Consider the following 21,481-nt stretch of genomic DNA (forward strand, 5'->3'; position numbering starts at 1 on the left):
TCTCAGCGCTCACTCCAGTCGGGCATCGGGTAGATGGGGTCCGATTGGGCGACGTTCTCGGGGTAGGTGATCTGGAGGCCCGGATCGGGCTGCCACTGGTAGACGAGCATATTCTTGTTGATGACGCCGGTGTCGTCGAAGGACACCGTGCCGTACACCGTCGAGAACTCCGCCTGCCGGATGTGGTCGCGGACCGCTGTCGGCGTGACTTCGCTAACGTTCTCGAACGCGTCGACGAACGTCATAATGACCGCCTCGCCGGCCGCGCTGTGGTAGTCCGGCGTGTAGTCGTAGTTCTCCTCGATGGCGGAGACGAAGTCGCCGGTCGCTCCGTACACCGGGTCCTCGAAGTCGGCGTTGACCGCCCACGAGGAGGGGCCGTATATGTAGTCGCCGTTCGCACCGACCTCGTTTTTGAACGACTCGTTGAGGCTGCCGACCGTCCCCATCGCGGCGTCGACGTTGACGCCCTGGCTCTCCATCTGGTTCGCCAGGATGATGTTGTGCTTCTGGTGGGCACAGAGGAGCAGCACGTCCGCGCCGGCGTCGCGCACCCGACCGAGGTTCGTCGAGAGGTCCGACGTCCCCGAGGGGAACGTCTGGTCGACGACCAGTTCGAGGTCGGTCTGTTCGATCTTGTTCCGCGCGCCCTCGGCGGTGGACTGGCTGAACGTGCCGTCCTCGGCGAGGATGGCGATTGACTCCGGCGTCTCGTCCTGCGCGAGGCACATATCGATGTAGCTCTTCGCGTACTTGTTGGCCGTCGGCAGGAGGCCGAAGATCCACTCGTTGCCCTGCGCGAAGATCTCGGGGCTCGCACCGCCGCCCTCGACCATCGGCTTCTGATTCTGCGCGGCGACTGCGCTCGCCGGGAGCGTCACCGTACTGGAGTACGGGCCGAGCAGGTAATCGACGTTCTCGCGGTCGATGAGCTCCTGATAGATGCTTTTCGAGGTGGAGGCGTCGGTCCCGTCGTCCCGGAGGATCATCTCCAGTTCGTAGGTGTTGCCGTCGCCCGCCTCGACGCCGCCGTTGTCGTTGATGCGCTGAATCGTCAGTTCGTAAGCGTCCTTGTACAGTTGGCCCAGGTCGGCGTTGTCGCCGGTGAGACTCATCGAACCGCCGAGCGTGATGGTGTCCATCCCGCTGTCGGCGCTCCCGGTCGTGCCGCCGTCGGTCGACTCGCCCCCATCGGTCGATCCGCCGCTATCGGTCGACTCGCCGTCGCCGTTGCCGCCGCCGCCGGAACAGCCCGCGAGGCCGGCGAGCCCGACTGCACCTGTGCTTCCCGCAACTCGTAGGAACGTCCGTCGATTCTGTTTGTCTGCCATAGTTACTCTGGCAAGCGCGTATCAACGATACACGCTCTGTACTGGCCATAGTCTATCACGGTAATAAATGTTAATGGTTGATCAGGAGGACTACGTATGCCACTCTATGCGACTATAGGTCACTGGTAGGCTGTCTCTCGTCCGCCGGTGCGGGCCGTCGCTCGTCCGTCGGTACGTATCGAGCCCCCCGGGGACCGCCTCCGCGTCGGTCTCACTCGGAGGCGATCACCAGAGGACGATCGGCCAGACGAAAGTGAAGAGTACGACGACGAGCACCGTGAGCACCAGCGTCATCAGCGCGTTCAGGATCACGCCGGCGCGGATCATATCGCGCTGTTCGAGGTGCCCGCTCCCGAAGACGATCGCGTTGGGCGGCGTCGCCACGGGGAGCGCGAACGCGAAACTCGCAGCGATCGCGCCGGTGACGGTGAGGAAGATGGCGGCCGGCACGGGATCGACCCCCAGCGTCCCCGCGAGCACGCTCCCGAGTCCGATGAGGATCGGCGCCAGGATCGTCGTCGTCGCCGTGTTCGAGGTGAGTTCGGTCGCCAGCACCGCGAAGACGATCACGACGACGATCACGAGCACGAGCGGTGCGCCCACGACGGTCTCGAAAAGCGACTGTGCGAGCCACGCGGTGGCGTCGGTGTCGGCCAACGCGTCGGCCAGCGAGATCCCACCGCCGAACAGGACGATCGTTCCCCAGTCGATGTCGACGAGGTTCTCCCAGTCGTCCGCGTCGCTCACCACGAGTGCGGGGATCGCCAAGAGCCCGACGACGACGAAGTAGAGGATCCCGCGGTGGCCCTCCAGGCCGAACAGGTTCGGTCCCGTACCGCCGAACAGCGTCACCTGCCACGCTGGGGGGAGAATCCCCTCGAAGAGGAAGCCGAGCCCACCGAGGATCCACAGCGCCGCCGTCGCGGCGAAGATGTACGTCGCCCGCCGGGCCCGCGGCGAGAGTGGTCCCTCCTCTGCGAGGAAGTCGCCAGCCTGCGCTTGCGCTTCGGTCACGTCGTCGATCTCCGGCGGATACAGCCAGAACGTCAACACGTACCAGGTCAGTGGCAGCGTCACGACGACGATCGGGAGCCCCACGACCAGCCACTGTACGAACGAGATCTCGACGCCCACGAGGCGATCCAAGAACGCGACCGCGACGACGTTCGGCGGCGTGCCGATGAGCGTGCCGACCCCGCCGACGCTGGCGGCGTAAGCCGTCCCCAGCAGGGTCGCGACCCGCATATTCGACACCCCTCCGTCGGCTTCACGGCCGACGACCCGCGCGAGGACGCCGAGCGCGACCGGCGTCATCATCGCCGTCGTCGCGGTGTTCGAGACCCACATCGACAGGAACGCCGTCGAGAGCATGATCGTCAGGATGAGCAGTCGCGGGGAGCGTCCCATCCAGTTGATCAGATACAGCGCCAGCCGTCGGTCGATGTTGTGCGTCTGCAACGCTTTCGCCAGCATAAAGCCCGCAATGAACAGGAAGATGAGCGGATCGGCGAAGCCCGACAGCGCCGTCTCCATCTGGTCGTAGATCCCGAAGATCGTCAACACGACCGGGATGAGCAGTGCCGTCACTGCGAGTGGGAGCGCCTTCGTCACCCACAGAATCGCCGCGAGCGCCATCGTCGCGAGCGCCAGTTGCGCGGCCTTGTCGAGTCCCGCGGGTGTCGGTGCCGTGGCGATGAGCGCGGTCGCGACGACCGCGACGAGAATCGCGATGGCGCGCCGTCGTCCCGACGCCTGTGCGCTCCACAGCATCAGAAGTTCACCACCAACACCTCGATCTGCTGGTCGGTCAGGTTCGCGCGGTAGGTGTCGAACAACTGTTCGAGGCGGTCATCGGAGAGACTCCGCGTATCGCTTTCCAGCATCGAAATGTGTGCCTGCATAATGTCGTCGACCTCGGTTTCGACGTCCCGCTGGCTATATCCTGCCGCAACCCGGAGGAGGCGCCACGCCATCGGCGAAATCTCGCGAACGTCTACGTCGTCTCCACCGGCTCCCATCTGTCGATACTGGTAGCCTCTCACGAACTTACATAATTGTTCGTTTTAACTTCGGGCGGTGCGCGGGGCCGTCCTCCGCGTACGGGGCTTCTCCGTCGCAGCCATCTCCGACGGGCCCCTACGGCCGTCCGACCTGCTGACGGCGTAGCCAGAGGTAATACCCGCCCGCCGGAACCGAGAGCAGCCAGACAAGCGGCACGAGCACGTTGCAGAGGTGGACGACGGCCACGGCTCCCCACACGCGCCGGTCGGGTGCCCACGCGACGTCGCTCTCGCGGATCCGGCGCGTGTCGAGGAACAGCGAGAGGCTGAACACCGGGATGAGTACCGCGGACGCGACCAGCGAGAATACGACGGCGAACGGGAGGAACACGCCCACTGTTGGGATCGTCTCGTAGACGAACCGTGCGTTCTCCGGCATCCCCATCACTGCGACCAAGACCGGTGTTGCCACGACGACGACGAGGAATGCCGCGACCGTGAGCGCGACGCCGTAGTACCACCGCGAGATTCGTTCAGGCGCTTCGCGTGCGTCGTCTGATCCTGCCTCGTCGCGAACGCGGTCGTCTTCGTACCACCCATCGCCGCTGTAGACGTCCCGTGCGGCACCGCTCCCGGCGTCGCTGGAGCGGAACCGGCGCAGGAGGTACGCGCTCGCGACGAACACCAGAAGCGGCGAGTCTGCGAGCACCAGCCCGACGATCGGGACCGTGATCCCGAGTCCGCCCCAGATTCGAGGCCGCGGAACCCACGTTTCGGCACTCCGTGCGACCGCTCGCGCATCGAAGTACAGCGCGATTGCGAAGACGGGAATCAACAGTTGACTCACGACGACGAAGACACCGCCGAGGAGTCCGGGAGTCACCGCCGATCCACTCGACTCGGGCGCCAAGACGAGACCGATCCATCCGACGATTTCGAGTACGGGAGGGAGGGCGACGCCGACCCACCAATCTGAGTCGACCATACTCCGCGTGGCGTCGCCGCTGGTAGAATCCTTTCGGTCGCACAGTGATCGAATCGCGAGGGCTACGGCTCACACTGTCGGACAGAACGATGTGAAAAGTATCGGCACCCCTCGGTGCCAATATGATTCACGAGCTGCTGTCCGACAGTATCAGTGTCTGTTCTCGGGCGGGAGCGCTGTGTGACTACAGCGCCGCCGCTATTTGCGTGGCGTCGAACAAAAAACCGCTCGACGTGGGACGGTTAGGTGACGGTCACGCGACGTTGAAGCCCTTGTCGCGGAGGAAATCCTCGACGCGACCGGTGTGGTTCCCCTGGAGTTCGATGGAACCGTCCTCGACTGTGCCACCGCAGGCGAACTTCGACTTCAGATCCGAGGACAGACTGTCCATATCTACGTCCTTGGGGTCGAACCCTTCGATGACCGTTACCTCTTTTCCGTAGCGGCGCTCGTCGATGCGGATGGTGATCTCCTGGGACTCTTTTGCGACGTCTTCGCAGACGCAAAGCTCCTCAGGGAGTCCGCACGTCGAGCAGACTTCCGACATTACAAATCGAACCTACAGGATGGGGATATTAAACAGTATCGGGAATCCGTCCCGAGTGCACAGCCACCGAGGTCCGAGGAGGTGCGACTCTGCTCCGCTGCCGACATCAGCACGCACGACACGTTCACTGGAACCACCGGAGGAGCGGCGTCGACGAACGGACCAGTCGGTCGACGGCCGACACCGCTTCGTCGGCCTCGGCCGCACTGACACCGTCGCCGTAGCGTGCGCGCTCGTAGTACTCACCGACGCGCCGTGCATCTTCGAACCGTTCCGTCAACGGCACCGACTGCAGGTACGACCGCGGCGTCTCGCCCCGGCGACGCGGGCGGTACTCGCGTTCGAGCACGCCTTCGAGACGCCGGTACGCCCGAGCGACGTCGGTTTCGGGGTCGCGCCGCCGCTGGTACTGGATCGCGAGCAACCGCACGGTCCGGTCCGCGGCACCGGTTCGGTGCGCGCCGGCTGTGAGGCCGACGAGCGCGACGGCTCCGACGAGGAGCGTCCGTCCCGACGGTAGGTTCGGCACCGGAATCTCGCCGCCGATCGGCGTCGACGACGTGTCGGTCGCGTCTGCAGTGGCCGCCGACGTCGCGCTCGCGGGCGTCGTCGCCGTCACCCCCGCCGGCGTCGATCCGCCGGGGGCGCCAGACACGGCGGGCGTCTGGTTCTCGATGCCCGATCCTGGCGGCGGCGTCACCGTCTCGTTCGACCCCGGCAAGTCGATGTTCTCCTCCTCGTTCTGTCGTGCCTCGGTGAGGCGCGTGTTCTCCGCCGTCTCGCGCGGCCCCGACGGCGTGGGATCGAACCGGACCCAGCCGACGTCGGGGAAGTACACCTCGACCCAGGCGTGGGAGTTGAGCCCGCGGACGACGTAGCTGTCGTTCCCGACGTTCTCTCCCGGCGTGTAGCCGGTGACGAACCGTGCGGGGACGCCCTGGGAACGCAGCATCACGACCATCGTCGTCGCGTAGTAGGTGCAGTAGCCGGCGTCCATCTCGAACAGGAAATCGTCCGCCGCATCGCCCGACGGCGCGGGGACGCTGAGGGAGTACTCCTTGCTGGATTCGAGGTGCTCCTCGATCGCGACGGCCTTCGCGTAGGGCGTCTCCGCGTCGCCGGCAACGGATTCGGCCCGCTCACGGACCCGCTGGGTCGTGCTCTCGGGCAACTGGAGGTACGCTTCGGTCACCCTGTCGGGATAGTCCGTCCCCGCTCGCCGGAGTCGCTCGCTCGTCGCGTTCGGGACTCTGCTCGTGACCGTGAACGTCTCGCCGGCCTGGAGCGTCCCGCCCGGCCGCACGTTCCCCTGTGGCGTCACGAGCGCGCTCGACCTCACCGGGCCGTCGAGATCGACCGGTCGCCACGCCGCCGGCAGGATCGAGATCGGATCCTCGGCCGTGACGGTCTGTTCGAGTCGACGGGACGGTCCCGGCGGTCCCCGGAGGCGGCCGTCGTACGGCCGTTCGTTCCCGGTTCGGACCCACCCGCTGCCGGTGTAGCGGTCGTATGCGGCCGTCTGCCAGTACTCCGCGCGCGCGCTATCGACGGTGAACCGGACCGACGGCGAGAGCCGGATACTCCCGACGATTTCGACGCTGTCGTCGGCGTCGACGAGGCTCGCTTCGACCGTCGGCGCGCCGCGGTCCGGGAGGATCGGCGATCCCGCTGCGCCGGGGACGACCGACAGCGTCGAGGCGGCGACGATCATCGCCGCGAGAAGGACCGTCAGCACGTCCGCCTGCCCGACGGCGGTCCCGTGGCGGTCGAACGTGGACGCCGCGAGCAGTCCCGTCGCGCCCACGACGCCGACGAGCGTCGCAACGCCCTCAGCGTCGCCGGTGAGAACGACTAATCCGAGCGCGACGCCGCCGGCGACCGCCGCGGAGACGTAGCGCTTCCGGACCGTGAGGTACCACGAGAGAAAGACGGGACCGGGCACGACGGCCATCGCCCACACGCCTGCGCCGACGAGTCGCAGGACCGAGAGCCCGGTCAAAAGCGCGACCGTGTCGCTGAGGGCGCGCTCGGGCGTCAACAACTGGATCTGGCTCTGTGGAAGCGTGAGCAGATACACCGCCAGACCGAGGCCGAGCAAGAGCGAGGTGACGACGAACGCGACGCGCACACCGACGAAGCGACCGACGAGGACGGCGAACGCGATCGCCCCGGCCACGACGACGGCGAATTCGGTGCTCCCGCCGACGACGTCGGTGACGCGCCAGAGGACGCCCGCGTACGACCACGTCAGCGCCAGGAGGCTCACGACGGCGAGCGCACGGCTGCCGTCGATATCACTTACGAATCCTGCGGTCTCGCTCCCGTCGGACCTGTCGCTCCGGCCTGACTGCGACCCACCAAGCGACGGCGCGTCGCGGCCGACGCCCGAACTCATCCGGTGGCCTCCTGTGCGGTGGGGGCCGCTGTGTCTCCGGCCCCGGTCGTCAACTCCTCGAAGCGGTGTTCACGCCCGTCGAATCTGATCGACGCCGAACCCTCGTCTGCGACGACGACGACGTCGGCCTCCCGCGTCGGTACCGGGCCCGCTCCGGCGACAGCGAGGTGATCGAGCAGCGGTCTGGTCGTTCCGGGTGTCGCCTCGACACGTCCCGACGGCGTCGTGAGTGCCACCGACGCCCCGCCACGGAGCAGCGACAGACAGACGGTCGCCGCCGCCTCGGCCATTATGTCGGCCGCGTCGTCCGCTGCGTCTGCCGCCTCACCCGCAGCAGTCGTCGATTTGCTCGCCGCCGTGCGTTCTGTGTCGGCTCCACCGCCGGACTCGATGCCGGCGACGACGCGCACCTGATCGGGGTCCGCCTCGGCAGTGAACTCCCGAACCATCAGATTGCCGCGCTTCGCCGAGGACTTCCAGTGGACGTCGCGGAGCGCGTCGCCGCGTACGTACTCGCGCAGGTCGTCGAACTCCTCGCGGCGGTTCGCGCGCGGCGACTGCGTCAGCGTCCGGAGGTCGGCCTGCGCCCCCTCAGAGAGGACGCCGACGGCGGGAAAGACGACGAGTCCGTCCCGCTCGTCGACCGTCGTCGTGCGTTTGAGCAGTCCCAGGACGTCGGTGACGACGACGCTCACCGGGCCGAGTTCGTGCTCGCCGCGCCGCTGTGGCGTGATCTCGTAGGCGACGTCCGCGTCGGTCGCTCCGGCGACGACAGCCTCGTGTGTCGCGGTCGACGCACTGCCGGCGTCGCCGCTCGATGCCGCTTGCGCCCCTCCGCTCGCGCCGCTATCGATGCTAGGGGGGAGTCGATCCCGGACCGTCGCCGGGTACGACGAGGGAGCGTCGAGCGTCACCTCGACCGTTCCGGTCACGCCCGGAACGTCGGCGGGCGGGAGCGTCCGCTCGACCTGCGGCGTCGGCGCGCGCCAGACCTGGACGACGGCGGCGACGAGCGCGAGTGCGCCGGGGATCACGACCGCGTCGAGCGCGCGCGCCCCGAAGAGCGCCCCGAGCGCGAGCGCGCCGAGCACCACGATGCCGACCGTGTAGCCGCGTCGTGTCGGCCGCATACTACTCGACGGCGACGTCTTCGAGCGCGCGTTCGACCACCGTCGCGCCGTCGACTTCCGTGTCCGTCCGGACGCGATGACTCAACACGGTCGGCGCTTCCAGCTGGACGTCGTCGGGCGTGACGTAGCCGCGGCCCTCGAAGACCGCGCGGGCCTGTGACGCGCGGACGAGCGCGAGCGCCCCGCGTGGGCTCGCACCGAGGCGAGCGTGTTCCCGCGTGTAGCCCGCCAGCCGAGAGACGTACGCGCGCACGGGCTCGCGGACCGTCACCTTCGAGACGGTCTCACGCGCGCGCCGGACGTCTTCGACGGTCGCGACCGGCGCCAGGGACTCGATCGGATGCTCGCCCGTCAGGCGGCCGAGTAACTCGGTCTCCTCGGCTTCGGTGGGATACCCGAGTCGGATCTTCTTCGTGAAGCGATCGATCTCGGCGACCGGGAGTTCGTAGGTCCGTCCGGGTTCGACGTCGTTCTGGGTCGCGATGACGGTGAACGGGTCCGGGACGGGGTAGGTCTCCCCGTCGACGGTCACCTGCTGTTCCGCCATCACTTCCAGGAGCGCAGCCTGCGTCTTCGGCGGCGCGCGGTTGATCTCGTCGCCGAGGACGACGTTCGCGAACACCGGTCCCGGCCGAAACTCGAACTCGCGCGTCTTCTCGTTGAACACGCTCACACCGGTCACGTCGGAGGGCAGGAGATCGGGCGTGAACTGCACGCGCTTGAACGAGCAGTCGAGCGAGGTCGCCACCGCGCGCGCCAGCATCGTCTTGCCGACGCCCGGCACGTCTTCTAAGAGGAGGTTGCCGCGGGCGAACAGCGCGACGAGGATGTGTTCGATCGCGTCGCGGTGGCCGACGATGACGCGCTCGACGTTGTCGACGATACGTGTGGTCAGTTCAGCCGCCTCCTCGACGGCGAGCGGGGTAACCGAATCTGCGTCCGGAGTCGACTCGGGAAGGGCGTCTACGTCGGTCATTGTGTGGGGGGCAGAGAGCGCTGAACGAGCGCGTCCCGACCGTCACGCGCCCTGTTCACGCTATCACCGGTCCATTGCTTCCCGGTCCACGTAACTTTGCTGGCATAGAGTGATGCTAACTATCACACTATAGTTCGTCCTCTGCGGGGGCGTCCGCGTACACCTGTGTCCCGGCGTCGCCCGCCAGCGCGTCCGTCAACTGCTCCGGCGTCGTGATGATGGCTCGCTCGCCGCCGCCTTCCACGAACTGGAGACAGGCTTCGACTTTCGGCTGCATACTCCCCGCGCCGAACTCGCCCGAGTCGAGATGCGAGCGAAGTTCGTCGGCTCCGACTCGCCGAATCGGCCGCTGGTCGTCCTCGCCGTAGTTCACGTAGGCGTGCGCGACGTCGGTCAGGATGACGAGCGTCTCGGAGCCCAGTTTCTCCGCGAGCAACCGCGACGTGCTGTCTTTATCGACGACGGCCTCGACGCCGCGCAGGCCGGACTCGCCGCGGACGACCGGGACGCCGCCGCCGCCCGCACACACCACGGAGTTCCCACGCTCGACGAGTTGTCCGATCTCGTCGGCTTCGACGATTTCGACGGGGTCGGGCGACGGGACGACCCGCCGGAAGGGGCGCTCGCCGTCGGACACGCGCCGCGTCTCGAAGGGCTTCTCCGCCGCCTCTGCCTCCGTGTAAAACGGACCGACGGGCTTCGCCGGCTCTGCGAACGCGGGGTCGTCGCGATCGACGACCACCTGCGTCACGATCGTCATCGAGTCCGTCTGTGCATCGCGCTCGTTGTCGAGCGCCTGCTGCAGGAGGTAGCCGATCTGCGCCTGCGTCTCGGCAACGAGTACGTCCAGCGGGAGCTGTGGCGTCTCGCTCGCGTGTTCCTGCTGGAGGAGCAGATTGCCGACCTGCGGGCCGTTGCCGTGCGTGAGCACGACTTCGTAGCCGGCGTCGACGGCCGCCGCGATTCGCGCGGCCGTCTGCTCTACGACCGCCAACTGCTGGTCGAGCGTCCACGGGCCGTGCTCGCCGAGCAGGGTGTTCCCGCCCAGTGCGACGACGACGGGGGCGTCGCTCGCGGAAGATTCGGCTGCCATACGACATCCTCTACCGGCCGCGACCGAAAGCGTTCGCCCGGTCGATAACTGGCCGGGATTCTATGTACGATCCCGGCGAAGTGTACCGTATGGCCCCCACGCGAGTCCTCATTATGGGTGCGGCCGGACGCGACTTCCACGACTTCAACACCGTCTTCCGCGACGACCCGGCGCACGAAGTCGTCGCGTTCACCCAGACGAGCACCCAGAACGTCGGCGAACTCGACGAACTCCCCGAGCGACGCTATCCACCGGAACTGGCTGGCGACCGCTATCCCGACGGAATCCCGATCTATCCCGAATCGAACTTAGAGCGCCTCGTCGACGAAGCGGACGTCGACACGGTCGTCTTCTCGTACTCGGACGTCTCTCACGAGCACGTGATGCACCAGGCGTCGCGAGCGCTCGCGGCCGGTGCGGACTTCCGACTGATCGGCCCCGATCGGATGATGCTCGAAGCCGCTGTCCCGGTCGTCGCCGTCGACGCGGTGCGAACCGGCTGTGGCAAGTCACAGACAGCCCGGAAGTTCGCCGACCTGCTGACCGCGCGGGGGAGAGACGCCGTCGTCGTCCGAGAGCCGATGCCGTACGGCGACCTCGCGGCCCAGCGCGTCCAGCGCTTCGAGACGCTCGCGGACTTAGACGAGAGCGACGTCACGATCGAAGAGCGCGAGGAGTACGAGAGCCACATCGAACGCGGCCACGTCGTCTACGCCGGCGTCGACTACGCGGCGATCCTCGAACGGGCCGAAGCCGAGGCCGACGTGATCGTCTGGGACGGCGGCAACAACGAACTCCCGTTCTACGTCCCGGACGTCCACGTCGTCGTGGCCGACCCACACCGTCCCGGCGCAGAACTGCGATACCACCCGGGCGAGACCAACCTCCGCCTCGCGGACTACGTCCTCATCAACAAGGAGAACACCGCCGACGTCGCGGGCATCCAGGAAGTCGAAGCCAACGTTCGCGAGACGAATCCCGACGCCGAGATCGTCCACGCGAACTCGACGATCACCGCCGACGGGGACGCCATCGCGGGCAAGCGCGCACTCGTCGTCGAGGACGGGCCGACGCTTACCCACGGCGACGCCTCCCACGGGGCCGGACTGATCGCCGCCCGCAAGTACGGCGCGGCGGAGATCATCGACCCAAAACCGGCGGCGGTCGGATCGCTCGAACGTGTCTTCGCCGCCTACGACCACCTCGACGCCGTCCTCCCGGCGATGGGGTACAACGACGCACAGATCCGAGATCTGGAGGCGACGATCAGAAACGCCGACCCGGAGGTCGTCGTCTCGGGAACACCCCACGACCTCGGACGGGTTCTCGACGTCGACGTGCCGATCGTGCGCGTTCGCTACGAACTCGAAGAGAAGAACGTCACGCTGGCGTCGATTCTCGATCGACACGCCGAGAGGCTCGGGCTCTAAGTATCGAGGCGTCCTCACCACGACTAACGCGTGAGTGACACATTCATAGACCGGATGCGAACACGGCTCGAAGGGGTGCAGATCTTCGCCTCGGAACGAACCCGACGGCGCTTTCTGCTCCACCTCGCCGTCGCCATCGTCGTGCTCGTCGCGCTCGCTCTCCTCGCCCGTCCCCATCTCGCGCTTCTGACCGACGCGCCCGCCCTCCGCGCGTTCATCTCCCAGTACGGCATCTGGGCCCCGCTCGTGCTCGTCGTGCTGCAAGCCGTGCAAGTCGTCGCCGCTCCGGTCCCGGGGCAGATCCTCGCAGTCGTCGCCGGCTACCTCTTCGGCGCGTGGTGGGGGACGCTCTACAATATGATTGGCATCACGATTGGGAGTACGATCGCGTTCTGGCTCTCCCGGCGGTTCGGCCGAGCCTACGTCGAACGTATGGTCCACGAAGACGCGCTCGCGTCCTTCGATTCGATCAGCGACGACTACGCCCGCCTCGGGTTGTTCGTCCTCTTTTTCATCCCCGGACTCCCCGACGACGTCATCTGCTTCGCTGGCGGCCTGACCAGACTACCCCTGTGGCAGCTCGTCGCGCTCGCGATCGTCGGCCGGACGCCAGCGTTCTTCCTCGCGAACGTCGTCGGCGATTTCCTCGGGGGCGATCAGTTCGTGGCCGCCGCCGCGCTCACTGCCGTCATCCTCGCTCTGTCGGCGCTCGGCTACGCGAACCGCGATCGGATCGTCGGCCTCTTCGACGACCGCTCCTGACGGTGCCGTCCGCGAGGCCACCGGACGCGTCGCGGGAGCGCCGTCTTCCCGTCCGCTTTTGGTCTTCGACCGCCGTCCGGTAGGTATGGAAGGCGCGGAGTCCGACGCGAGCGACGGGGCCGGAGAGCACGCCGAGGAGACGGCTGCGGCCGGCACGCCGTCGCGGTCCGACGACGAGTCCGAGCGGCGCCCGGAGGGGCCACCACAGAAGATGCTCGACCGTCGAGAGGAACTCACGCCGATGCTCTCGCAGTATCTCGAACTCTGCGAGGCGCACCCCGACGCGCTCGTGCTCTTTCAGGTCGGCGACTTCTACGAGGCGTTCTGCGAGGCGGCCGAGACGGTCGCCCGCGTCTGCGAGGTGACGCTGACCAAGCGCGAGGACTCGACGGGGACCTATCCGATGGCGGGCATCCCGATGGACAACGCTGCGTCGTATCTCGAATCACTCCTCGACGCCGAGTACCGGGTCGCCATCGCCGATCAGGTCGAAGACGCCGAGGAGGCCTCGGGGCTGGTCGACCGCGCCGTGACGAACGTCGTCAGTCCGGGCACGGTCGTCGACGACGAACTGCTCGACCGCGCGAGCGCGACGTATCTCGGCGCGGTCGTCGGTCTCGGGCGAGATGGGGGGCGCGACGGGGGACGCGCGGGCGAGTCGACCGACGCGACCGACGCCGAGGCCGCACTCGCGACGCTCGACGTCTCGACGGGCGAGTGTCAGGTGACGAGCGCCCCCGCCGCGCGGATCGACGACGAACTCGAACGCCTCGCACCCGCTGAACTGCTCGTCGCCCCCGACGCGGGCGTCGAGCCGTCGATGCTCGGCTTCGAGACGATGCTCACCGAACACGACCCCGAGGCGTTCGCGCTCGATCGGGCCGACGAGACGCTCGCGGCGTACGTCGCGGAACCAACCGCCGTCCTCGACTCACCCACCGAACGGCGCGCTGTGGGGGCGCTCCTCGACTACGCCGAGTACACGCAGGGCGACGACGGTGCGCTCTCGTACGTCTCGCGCGTCCGCCGGTACGACCTCCGACGCTCGCTCAGACTCGACGCGACGGCGATGCGGAGTCTCGAACTGTTCGACTCGCGGCACCCCGGGCGCGGGGACACGCTGCTCGACGCGCTCGACCGGACCGCGTGCGCGCCCGGCCGCCGCAAACTGGAGTCGTGGCTGCGGCGCCCGCTGCTCGACCGGGAGCGAATCGAGCGCCGACACGACGCCGTCGCGGAACTGCTCGACCGGCCGATGGCCAGAGAGACGGTCCGGGACCACCTCGAACAGGTGTACGACCTCGAACGTCTGGCCGCTCGCGTCTCCCGAGAGCGTGCGAACGCCCGCGACCTGCGCTCGCTGCAGACGACCCTCGACGTCGTCCCGGACGTCAGAGCCGCCCTCGAAGACGCCGAATCGGACGCCCTCTGTGACCTTCGGGCGTCGCTCGACGAACTGGCCGACGTCCGCGACCTGATCGAACAGGCGATCGAACCCGACCCGCCGCAGGAGATCACGGAGGGGGGCGTCGTTCGCGAGGGATTCGACGACGAACTCGACGAGATCCGCGCGACCGAGCGGGAAGGCCGCGAGTGGGTCGCCTCGCTCGAAGCGCGCGAGCGCGGGCGGACCGGCATCGACTCCCTGGAGGTCGGCTACAACCAGGTCCACGGCTACTACATCGAGGTGACGAACCCGAACCTCGACCGCGTCCCCGACGACTACACCCGGCGGCAGACGCTGAAGAACGCCGAGCGATTCTACACGCCGGAGTTGAAGCGTCGCGAGGACGAGATTCTCTCGGCCGCCGAGCGCGCCGATTCCTTAGAGTACGAGGTGTTCTGCGAGGTGCGCTCGCGCGTCGCCGACGAGACCGAGCGGATTCAGGCGCTCGCGGACGCGCTCGCCCGCCTCGACGTGTTGACGTCGTTCGCCGCCGTCGCCGCCGGCGAGAACTACGTCCGCCCCGAGATGGGTGCGGAGACGCTCCGTATCGAGGCCGGGCGGCATCCCGTCGTCGAGCGGACCCAAGCGGAGTTCGTCCCGAACGGCGTCAACTTCACGGACGGCCGCGTCGCCGTCATCACCGGCCCGAATATGAGCGGCAAGTCGACGTATATGCGGCAGACGGCACTCATCGCGCTGCTCGCGCAGGCGGGGAGTTTCGTTCCGGCGGACGCGGCGAGATTGCCCGTCCTCGATCGAATCTTCACCCGGGTCGGCGCCTCCGACGATATCGCTGGCGGGCAGTCGACGTTTATGCGCGAGATGGCCGAACTCACCGACATCCTCCACGATGCCACCGACGACTCGCTCGTGCTCCTCGACGAGGTCGGGCGCGGTACCTCTACCGCTGACGGCCTCGCGATCGCCCGCGCGACGACGGAGTTCATCCACGACGAGATCGGCGCGACGACGCTCTTTGCGACTCACTATCACGATCTGACCGCGCTCGCCGACGACCTGCCGGACGCGTTCAACCTCCACTTCACAGTGAGCAAAAGCGAGGACGGCGACTCCCCGTCGGACGACGGGAGCGAGTCTCCCTCTGAGCCCGACGTGACGTTTCTCCACCGCGTCGCGCGCGGCGCGTCCTCGTCGTCGTACGGCGTCGAGGTGGCGAAACTGGCCGGCGTGCCGGACCGCGTCGTCGCCCGCGCCAGAGAGCACCTCCGGGCGTCGGCCGGCGACGACACGGATTCGGAGCCGGCGCACGCACGTCTCCCGCGCGAGGATGCGTCGCCCGCGGAGGATGCGTCACACCCGCCGACACGGGCGACGAACGGCGAATTCGACGCTCCTGCAGCCGACCGAAACGACACGCTCGCGGCGTACGTCGACGGCCTCGACGCGACGGACGACCCCGATCGACCGGATGCCCCCGGCCGACCGGACGACTCGCACGACGCCGTGCCGACGGACGCCGCGCCGACAGACGCCGAGCGCGCCGTCCTCGACGAACTCCGGGATCTCGACGTCGCCCGAACCACCCCGCTCGAAGCGCTCAACACGCTGGAAGCCCTACGACGGCAACTAGATGAGTGAGGAGCGCCCGGAGCCGCGCGGCGACCCCGACTCGGTCCGTCGACTGGACGACGCGACGGTCGCGAGCGTCGCGGCCGGCGAGGTGATCACCCGCCCGGCGGACGTCGTCGTCGAACTGCTCGAAAACGCGCTCGACGCCGGAGCCTCGCGGATCGACGTCGCGGTCGACGGCGATGGGACAGCGCGGATCCGCGTCCGCGACGACGGCGGTGGAATGAGCCGCCGGGACGCCGAGCTCGCGGTCGAGCGGCACACGACGAGCAAACTCGCCTCCGGGGAGTCGCTCTCGGCGGTCGAGACGCTCGGCTTCCGCGGCGAAGCGCTCGCCAGTATCGCCACGGTCGCCGAACTCGAAGTCGTGACGAACGACGGCGGGCCGCGCGGAACGCGCGTCGTCGCGTCGGGCGGTCCCGGCCCGGACCGCGTCGAACCCGCCGGGCGCGGCCGGGGAACGACAGTCACCGTCCGCGAACTGTTCGCGGAGACGCCCGCGCGCCGCGAGTCGCTCGCGGCCTCTCAGACGGAGTTCGCCCGCATCAGCGACGCGGTCTCCCGGTACGCGCTCGTCCGTCCGGACGTCGCGATCACGCTCGGACACGACGGCTCGGAGGTGTTCTCGACGCCCGGGACCGGCGAGTTCGCCGACGCGCTACTGGGCGTGTACGACCGCCAGGTCGCCTCGCGAGCGACGGCGTTCGATGCCGTGCGGCGCGTCGGTTCCGGCCCAGAAGACGAAGGCGTGGGACTCACGATCGACGGTGCGCTCGTCCAGCCGTCGATCAGCCGCGCGCGCCGCGATCACGTGTACGTCGCTGTCGACGGCCGCCCCGTCCGCAACGCGCAGTTGCAGCGCGCCGTCGTCGATGGCTACGGGGATCTGCTCGCCGACGGCCGCGCACCCATCGCGGTCGTGTCGCTGTCGCTACCGACGTCGTGGGCGGACCACAACGTCCACCCGCGCAAGCGGCGGGTCCGTCTCCGGTCGTCCGACGAGGTCGCGGACGCAGTCGCGGGCGCCGTCCGTGACGCGCTCTCGACCGCCGATCAGCGGCGCGCGGCAGACCTCTCGATGGCTCTCGACGACACGCTGGAACCGCTGTCGGACACTGAATCGGCCTTCGAGGACGTGCGCGTGCTCGGACAGTTCCGCGATCTCTATCTCCTCTGTGCGTTCGAGGACGAACTGCTCGTCGTCGACCAGCACGCGGCCCACGAGCGGGTGAACTACGAGCGTCTCCGGGCCGCGGTCTCGGGTGAGACCCCGACCGCCCCGGTCGAACCGCCCGAGAGCGTCTCACTGACGCCGGGACAGTACGCGGCCGTCGAGTCACACCGTGATGAGTTGTCCAAACTCGGATACGACCTCGACTGCTTCGGCGAGACGACGGTTCGCGTCCGTTCGGTACCGGCACCGATGGGCCGAGCGGCCGCCCCCGAGAGCGTCCGCGACGCAGTCGACGCGCTTCGGCACGGCGAGACACCTGAAGACGGCCGCGACGCGCTGCTGAAAGACCTCGCGTGCCACCCCTCGCTGAAGGCCGGCGACGAACTGAGCGACGCGGAGGCGACGGCGCTCGTCGATCGGCTCGGTTCCTGTGAGAACCCCTACGCCTGCCCGCACGGCCGCCCGACGGTGCTCACGATCGGGGAGGACGCGCTCGTTCGGGGATTCGGACGACGCGGCACCCGGATGGATTGAGATACCGCGACCGTCGCCGGGGCAGCCGCATCGCCGGATTAGTCGCGTCGTTGGTTCGGCGGCGCTATAGTAGCGTTTGCAGCTGATAGGGACTATCGTAAGTCCGCATAGGTTTCTCGCCGGACGGTACGGCGAGAATCTCCGAACAGTTACGATAACCCCTATGATTACACAGACAATCGCACGACTGCGTGCGATTAGGCGCGTGAAGACTTGCAAACGCTACTATAGTGCGGAATGTCGAAATTCTTTACAACCGCCATCACGAGGCTTCGGCAGTGCACGTCCGTCCCACCGATCACCCTGAACAGCCTCGTCGGGAGCCGATACGTCGATGACGATTCTCGGCTCGATCGGTCGGGAAGCCAGGGCGCTCTGGGGCGACGGCGAGGGCCGTTCGCTGGCCGTCATCGCCGGCGGTTGGGGCCTCCTCTTGGGCACGCGGATGATCTACCCGGTTCTTCTCCCGTACTTCCGCGAGACCTTCGGCCTCAGTCTCTCGGTCGCGGGGTTGCTCGTGACGATCCTCTGGCTCGGGTCGGCGATCGGACAGCTTCCGGGTGGAATCTTGGCCGACCGATACAGCGAACGCCTCGTGATGACGGCCGGTGCCGCTGTCGTCGCCGTCGCCGTCGCGGCGGTCGTCGCCGCACCCACGGCGCTGGCGCTGTTCGCGGCGACCGCGTTCGTCGGCCTGGGCCAGTCGCTGTACCCGATCGCGCGGATCACGATCCTCGCGACCATCTACCCCGATCGAATCGGGAGCGCGCTCGGCGTGACGATGGCGACAGGAGACCTCGGACAGACCGTCCTCCCGCCGGTCGCGGGGGCGCTGGCCGTCGCCGTCGTCTGGCAGGCGGGGCTCGCGTTTATGATCCCACTGCTCGCCGCCGCGGCGATCGCACTCTGGGTGTTGCTGCCGCGACAGACTGACTCCGAGAGCGGTATCGACGAACTCTCCGCCGACACGGCGCGGCACGTACTCGCCGAGATCCGCGCGAGCAACGTGGTCTTTCTCGCGTTCATCCTCTTTCTCTACATCCTCGTCTGGCAGGCGTTCACGGGGCTGTATCCGACGTATCTCGTCGAGGAGAAGGGGTTACCCTCGTCGACGGCAGCGCTTCTTTTCAGCCTCTTTTTCGCCATCGGCGTCCTCGTCAAGCCCGTCGCCGGAGCGGCCTACGACCGGATCGGGCTCCGTCGATCTCTCGTGATCGTGCTCTCGGGCCCCGTCGTCGGCTTTGCGCTGCTTCCGGTCGTCGACAGCCTCGTCGGACTCGTCGGGATCACGGCGCTCGTGAGCACGATGCTCGGCTCCGGCGCGATCACGCAGTCGTACTTCTCGGATGCGTTCTCAGAAGAGATCCGCGGGACCGGCCTGGGTGTGGTCCGTACCACGACCGCGACGCTCGGGGCTGCCGGTCCGGTCCTGTTCGGCGCAATCGCCGACCGCGGCTACTTCGACGAGGGGTACTGGATCGTCGCCGTCGTTCTCGCGGTCGTGATCCTCCTCACTCTCCGCGTCTCAGAATCGTAGGCAGTGACCGGCCGGGAGCGATGCAGGATCAGCCTGCGGCTGTCGGCTCACCAGTCTTTGCAGTCCACACAGACGTGTCGGCCGTCCTGCGACCAGAGCCGGTCGGCGACGTTGCCACAGGCAGGGCACTCGACGCCGTCTGGGTCCCAGCGGTACGTGGCCGTCGCCGCCTCGACGTCGTCAATGGGGGCTTTGCCGTCGTCGGCGTCGCCGCTGCGAGTTCCGGTGTCGACCTCGCCCTCGCCGTCGCCTGATTCCGTCTCGGCGCCGCCGTTTTCTGACTCCGTCTCGGGCTCGCCCGCTCCCGATTCCTCTGCGGCGTCGCCGACGAATTCCTCGAGGGACCGGTCCCGCTCCATACGAGTCTCCAGTGGCGGCGTCGGCTTAGCGGTGGCGACTCGCCACGCGGAGTTCCGCACACACATATACGATGAGGACGAACCCCCGGCTATGGTCTCGGTCATCGACTTCATCGTGCAGTTGGTCACGAGCATCGTCACTCTCGTCAGGACGTTCCTCTTCGAGGTGTTCCTCGGCGTCGATCCGCTCACCGCGGTGCTGTTCCTGTTCGGCGGCGGGCTGACGACCGCAGCGGTGCTGTACTTCACCTACCTCACGCTCGGTGCGCTCGTGAACCAGCTCACCGGCCTGGGATCGAGCGCCCGCGAATCGTCGCCCAACCGGCCGGTCCAATAAGCCGCACCGCGCTTTTCTTCCGCTGTACGAAGACCGCCGCCGAGCTACTGCGCCTGCTCGAACGCGTCGGCTGCGAGTTCGATCGCCGTCTCGGGATCGGGCCCGAGCGGCGATCCCACGACGATACCGTCCGCGTGATCGAGGAGTGCGCTCATTCGCTGGACGGCGTCCGCGGGTGTGCCGGCGATCGAGAACGCGTCGATCATCGCCGGCGTGACGCGCTCGAAGGCCTCGCCGAACGCGCCCGCACTGATCTGCTCGCCGATCTCTTCGGCCAGCGACGCGTCGATGCCGTGTCTGTCGAGCACCGGTGGAGCCGCTCCGGCGACGATGAACGCGACCGGTGGCCGGGCCGCCTCGCGTGCCGCCTCGGCGTCGTCGTCGACGCTGACGCTGGCGTACGCCAGCAACTCGAAGTCGCCGCGGTGGTCGGGGCGGTCTTCGCTGCCCTCTTCGACCCGGTCGCGCGCCCACGCGAGATCGTCCGGGTGTGAGCCGTTGTACAGCAGTCCGTCGGCGTGTTTGCCCGCCATCCGGCACATATGCGGTCCCTCGCCGCCGACGTAGACGGGGATCTCGCCGGGCACCTCGAAGTTGAGGCCGGCGTCGTGCGCCTCGAACGTGCCGTCGTGGGTGACGCGCTCGCCCGCCCAGAGGTCCTGTGCGACTTTGAACGCCTCCAGCACCGACCGCAGGCCGCGCTCGTCCTCGAGGCCGAGGTTCCGGAGCGTCGAGGGGTCGCCCGGGCCGATCCCGAACGCCGCCCGGCCGTCCGACAGTTCCGCGACGGTGGCAGTCTTCGAGGCGAGCGTCACGGGATGCAGTTCGTAGGGGTTCGCGATGCCCGGACCGATCCGCATCGTCTCGGTCTCGCTCGCGAGTCGCGTCAGGGTCGCGAAGGGGTCGCGATTGTTGTAGTGACACGTCACGAACGCGACGTCGTAGCCGACGGATTCGGCGGTGACGCCCTCGTCGACGACCGCCGAAATCCGGTCGTCGGGCACCAGTTCGATGCCGAGCGTGGGTCCGTCGTCTGCTCCGCTCTCGTCGTGAGGCTCGCTTCCGGCACCGGTCGCGTCGTCACTGTGCATACGACCACCCCCGGACCGCCTGGCGAACGAAGTCGGTCTCGATCTCCCGGAAGTGCGCGTCGCTGCCGCCGTGGTCGCCCCACTCGAAGTCGCGGACGACGACCGCGGGGGTGCCGTCGTCGCCCTCGCCGGCCACGAGGTTCGCGGCGGCGGCGAGTTCGTCGACGACGTTTTCGACGGTGACGCCGAGTTCGCGCCCGTCGCGGTCGGTCTCGCCGCGCCAGTCACGGGACGCCGAGAGTCCGGCCCAGCCGATGGCGACGCCGCGCTGGCCGTGCCGGAACGGTCTCCCGCAGGTGTCGGTGACCACCACGCGATCGGCGGGAAGGCCCTCCCGGATCCGTTTTGCACTCTCTGTGGGGCGCTCCGGGAGCAACAGCAGGTCGCCGTCGGGGACGTTCGAGCGGTCGATACCGGCGTTGACGCCGACGTGGCCGAACCGCGTCTCCGTCAGGAGGAACGGCGCGTCCATCAGAATCTCGACGCTCTCTTCGAGGACGGCCTGTGCGAAGCGCGGGTCCTTCTCCTCGCCCGTGTGCTCGGCGAGCGAGTCTGCGATCTCGCGGGCCCGCGGTCCGGCCGGGAAGTCAGACAGATCGGCGCTACGCCCCTCCGCCTTCGAGACGATAGTCGAGGCGACGCAGACGACGTCGTCGGGGCGGAGATCGACGCGCTCGCGGATCAGCGCTGCGACGTCGTCGCCTGCCCGTACCTCTGGCAGATCGGGGACAGCGAACAGTTCCATACAGAGTGAGCGTGCGCG

At 68.0% G+C, this 21,481-nt stretch carries 18 protein-coding genes; 6 read left to right on the plus strand and 12 right to left on the minus strand.

Annotated features, from left to right (window positions below; all coding sequences use genetic code 11):
- Positions 1-2 precede the first annotated feature (2 nt).
- The 9 genes from NO347_RS06510 to arcC all read right to left on the minus strand — a co-directional run bounded on the left by NO347_RS06510 (position 3) and on the right by arcC (position 10,457).
- Positions 3-1,331, minus strand: a complete 1,329-nt coding sequence (locus tag NO347_RS06510; RefSeq protein WP_256288816.1) for an amino acid ABC transporter substrate-binding protein — start codon at positions 1,329-1,331, stop codon at positions 3-5.
- A gap of 225 nt (positions 1,332-1,556) precedes the next feature.
- Positions 1,557-3,101, minus strand: a complete 1,545-nt coding sequence (locus tag NO347_RS06515; RefSeq protein ID WP_256288817.1) for an SLC13 family permease — start codon at positions 3,099-3,101, stop codon at positions 1,557-1,559.
- Positions 3,101-3,349, minus strand: coding sequence for a helix-turn-helix domain-containing protein (locus NO347_RS06520; RefSeq protein WP_115821740.1), 249 nt, complete (start codon positions 3,347-3,349; stop codon positions 3,101-3,103). The genes NO347_RS06515 and NO347_RS06520 overlap by 1 nt, the downstream gene beginning before the upstream one ends.
- A 118-nt stretch (positions 3,350-3,467) precedes the next feature.
- Positions 3,468-4,316 carry a hypothetical protein gene (locus NO347_RS06525; RefSeq protein WP_256288818.1) on the minus strand — a complete coding sequence of 283 codons (849 nt, stop codon included), beginning with the start codon at positions 4,314-4,316 and terminating at the stop codon, positions 3,468-3,470.
- Between the two features lie 253 nt (positions 4,317-4,569).
- Positions 4,570-4,863: a stress response translation initiation inhibitor YciH gene (gene yciH, locus NO347_RS06530; protein ID WP_049985144.1), complete on the minus strand. Its 294-nt coding sequence runs from the start codon at positions 4,861-4,863 to the stop codon at positions 4,570-4,572.
- A 124-nt stretch (positions 4,864-4,987) separates the two neighbouring features.
- Positions 4,988-7,258, minus strand: coding sequence for a transglutaminase TgpA family protein (locus NO347_RS06535; protein WP_256288819.1), 2,271 nt, complete (start codon positions 7,256-7,258; stop codon positions 4,988-4,990).
- Positions 7,255-8,388, minus strand: a complete 1,134-nt coding sequence (locus tag NO347_RS06540) for a DUF58 domain-containing protein (RefSeq protein ID WP_256288820.1) — start codon at positions 8,386-8,388, stop codon at positions 7,255-7,257. The genes NO347_RS06535 and NO347_RS06540 overlap by 4 nt, the downstream gene beginning before the upstream one ends.
- 1 nt (position 8,389) lies before the next feature.
- Positions 8,390-9,364: an AAA family ATPase gene (locus NO347_RS06545; protein WP_256288821.1), complete on the minus strand. Its 975-nt coding sequence runs from the start codon at positions 9,362-9,364 to the stop codon at positions 8,390-8,392.
- A 127-nt stretch (positions 9,365-9,491) separates the two neighbouring features.
- On the minus strand, positions 9,492-10,457 hold the full coding sequence (gene arcC / locus NO347_RS06550) for a carbamate kinase (RefSeq protein WP_256288825.1): 966 nt from the start codon (positions 10,455-10,457) through the stop codon (positions 9,492-9,494).
- Between the two features lie 89 nt (positions 10,458-10,546).
- Between arcC and NO347_RS06555 the strand changes: the two genes are divergently transcribed.
- The 5 genes from NO347_RS06555 to NO347_RS06575 all read left to right on the plus strand — a co-directional run bounded on the left by NO347_RS06555 (position 10,547) and on the right by NO347_RS06575 (position 18,931).
- Positions 10,547-11,887, plus strand: coding sequence for a cyclic 2,3-diphosphoglycerate synthase (locus NO347_RS06555; RefSeq protein WP_256288826.1), 1,341 nt, complete (start codon positions 10,547-10,549; stop codon positions 11,885-11,887).
- A 54-nt stretch (positions 11,888-11,941) separates the two neighbouring features.
- Complete coding sequence (locus NO347_RS06560; protein ID WP_256288827.1) at positions 11,942-12,649, plus strand: TVP38/TMEM64 family protein; 708 nt, start codon at positions 11,942-11,944, stop codon at positions 12,647-12,649.
- Between the two features lie 211 nt (positions 12,650-12,860).
- Complete coding sequence (gene mutS / locus NO347_RS06565) at positions 12,861-15,695, plus strand: DNA mismatch repair protein MutS (RefSeq protein ID WP_256288913.1); 2,835 nt, start codon at positions 12,861-12,863, stop codon at positions 15,693-15,695.
- Positions 15,688-17,394 carry a DNA mismatch repair endonuclease MutL gene (mutL, locus tag NO347_RS06570; RefSeq protein ID WP_256288828.1) on the plus strand — a complete coding sequence of 569 codons (1,707 nt, stop codon included), beginning with the start codon at positions 15,688-15,690 and terminating at the stop codon, positions 17,392-17,394. The genes mutS and mutL overlap by 8 nt, the downstream gene beginning before the upstream one ends.
- A gap of 334 nt (positions 17,395-17,728) precedes the next feature.
- Complete coding sequence (locus NO347_RS06575; RefSeq protein WP_256288829.1) at positions 17,729-18,931, plus strand: MFS transporter; 1,203 nt, start codon at positions 17,729-17,731, stop codon at positions 18,929-18,931.
- A 47-nt stretch (positions 18,932-18,978) separates the two neighbouring features.
- Here the strand turns inward: NO347_RS06575 and NO347_RS06580 are convergent, their stop codons facing one another.
- A complete protein-coding gene (locus tag NO347_RS06580; protein WP_256288830.1) occupies positions 18,979-19,290 on the minus strand; it encodes a DUF7573 domain-containing protein in 312 nt (103 codons plus the stop codon).
- Between the two features lie 91 nt (positions 19,291-19,381).
- Between NO347_RS06580 and NO347_RS06585 the strand changes: the two genes are divergently transcribed.
- Positions 19,382-19,627 carry a DUF8024 family protein gene (locus tag NO347_RS06585; protein ID WP_256288831.1) on the plus strand — a complete coding sequence of 82 codons (246 nt, stop codon included), beginning with the start codon at positions 19,382-19,384 and terminating at the stop codon, positions 19,625-19,627.
- A 44-nt stretch (positions 19,628-19,671) separates the two neighbouring features.
- On the opposite strand, the gene NO347_RS06590 is transcribed toward NO347_RS06585, so the two are convergent.
- Together NO347_RS06590 and NO347_RS06595 are read right to left on the minus strand one after the other, a co-directional pair.
- Positions 19,672-20,718 carry a 5,10-methylenetetrahydromethanopterin reductase gene (locus NO347_RS06590; protein ID WP_256288832.1) on the minus strand — a complete coding sequence of 349 codons (1,047 nt, stop codon included), beginning with the start codon at positions 20,716-20,718 and terminating at the stop codon, positions 19,672-19,674.
- Entirely contained in the window at positions 20,708-21,463 is a 756-nt protein-coding gene (locus NO347_RS06595; protein WP_256288833.1) for a coenzyme F420-0:L-glutamate ligase, read from the minus strand. The genes NO347_RS06590 and NO347_RS06595 overlap by 11 nt, the downstream gene beginning before the upstream one ends.
- Positions 21,464-21,481 lie beyond the last annotated feature (18 nt).

Source organism: Halobellus inordinatus (genome assembly GCF_024464655.1).
GTDB classification, from domain to species: Archaea; Halobacteriota; Halobacteria; order Halobacteriales; family Haloferacaceae; genus Haloquadratum; species Haloquadratum inordinatus.

Excerpts from the sequence above, each read along its gene's own strand:
- mutS (WP_256288913.1), top strand. The coding sequence starts at position 12,861 with ATGCTCGACCGTCGAGAGGAACTCACGCCGATGCTCTCGCAGTATCTC.
- NO347_RS06595 (WP_256288833.1), bottom strand. The coding sequence starts at position 21,463 with ATGGAACTGTTCGCTGTCCCCGATCTGCCAGAGGTACGGGCAGGCGAC.
- NO347_RS06520 (WP_115821740.1), bottom strand. The coding sequence starts at position 3,349 with ATGGGAGCCGGTGGAGACGACGTAGACGTTCGCGAGATTTCGCCGATG.
- NO347_RS06545 (WP_256288821.1), bottom strand. The coding sequence starts at position 9,364 with ATGACCGACGTAGACGCCCTTCCCGAGTCGACTCCGGACGCAGATTCG.
- yciH (WP_049985144.1), bottom strand. The coding sequence starts at position 4,863 with ATGTCGGAAGTCTGCTCGACGTGCGGACTCCCTGAGGAGCTTTGCGTC.
- NO347_RS06590 (WP_256288832.1), bottom strand. The coding sequence starts at position 20,718 with ATGCACAGTGACGACGCGACCGGTGCCGGAAGCGAGCCTCACGACGAG.
- mutL (WP_256288828.1), top strand. The coding sequence starts at position 15,688 with ATGAGTGAGGAGCGCCCGGAGCCGCGCGGCGACCCCGACTCGGTCCGT.
- NO347_RS06535 (WP_256288819.1), bottom strand. The coding sequence starts at position 7,258 with ATGAGTTCGGGCGTCGGCCGCGACGCGCCGTCGCTTGGTGGGTCGCAG.
- NO347_RS06555 (WP_256288826.1), top strand. The coding sequence starts at position 10,547 with ATGGCCCCCACGCGAGTCCTCATTATGGGTGCGGCCGGACGCGACTTC.
- NO347_RS06575 (WP_256288829.1), top strand. The coding sequence starts at position 17,729 with ATGACGATTCTCGGCTCGATCGGTCGGGAAGCCAGGGCGCTCTGGGGC.
- NO347_RS06585 (WP_256288831.1), top strand. The coding sequence starts at position 19,382 with ATGGTCTCGGTCATCGACTTCATCGTGCAGTTGGTCACGAGCATCGTC.
- NO347_RS06525 (WP_256288818.1), bottom strand. The coding sequence starts at position 4,316 with ATGGTCGACTCAGATTGGTGGGTCGGCGTCGCCCTCCCTCCCGTACTC.
- NO347_RS06540 (WP_256288820.1), bottom strand. The coding sequence starts at position 8,388 with ATGCGGCCGACACGACGCGGCTACACGGTCGGCATCGTGGTGCTCGGC.
- NO347_RS06510 (WP_256288816.1), bottom strand. The coding sequence starts at position 1,331 with ATGGCAGACAAACAGAATCGACGGACGTTCCTACGAGTTGCGGGAAGC.
- NO347_RS06560 (WP_256288827.1), top strand. The coding sequence starts at position 11,942 with ATGCGAACACGGCTCGAAGGGGTGCAGATCTTCGCCTCGGAACGAACC.
- NO347_RS06580 (WP_256288830.1), bottom strand. The coding sequence starts at position 19,290 with ATGGAGCGGGACCGGTCCCTCGAGGAATTCGTCGGCGACGCCGCAGAG.
- arcC (WP_256288825.1), bottom strand. The coding sequence starts at position 10,457 with ATGGCAGCCGAATCTTCCGCGAGCGACGCCCCCGTCGTCGTCGCACTG.
- NO347_RS06515 (WP_256288817.1), bottom strand. The coding sequence starts at position 3,101 with ATGCTGTGGAGCGCACAGGCGTCGGGACGACGGCGCGCCATCGCGATT.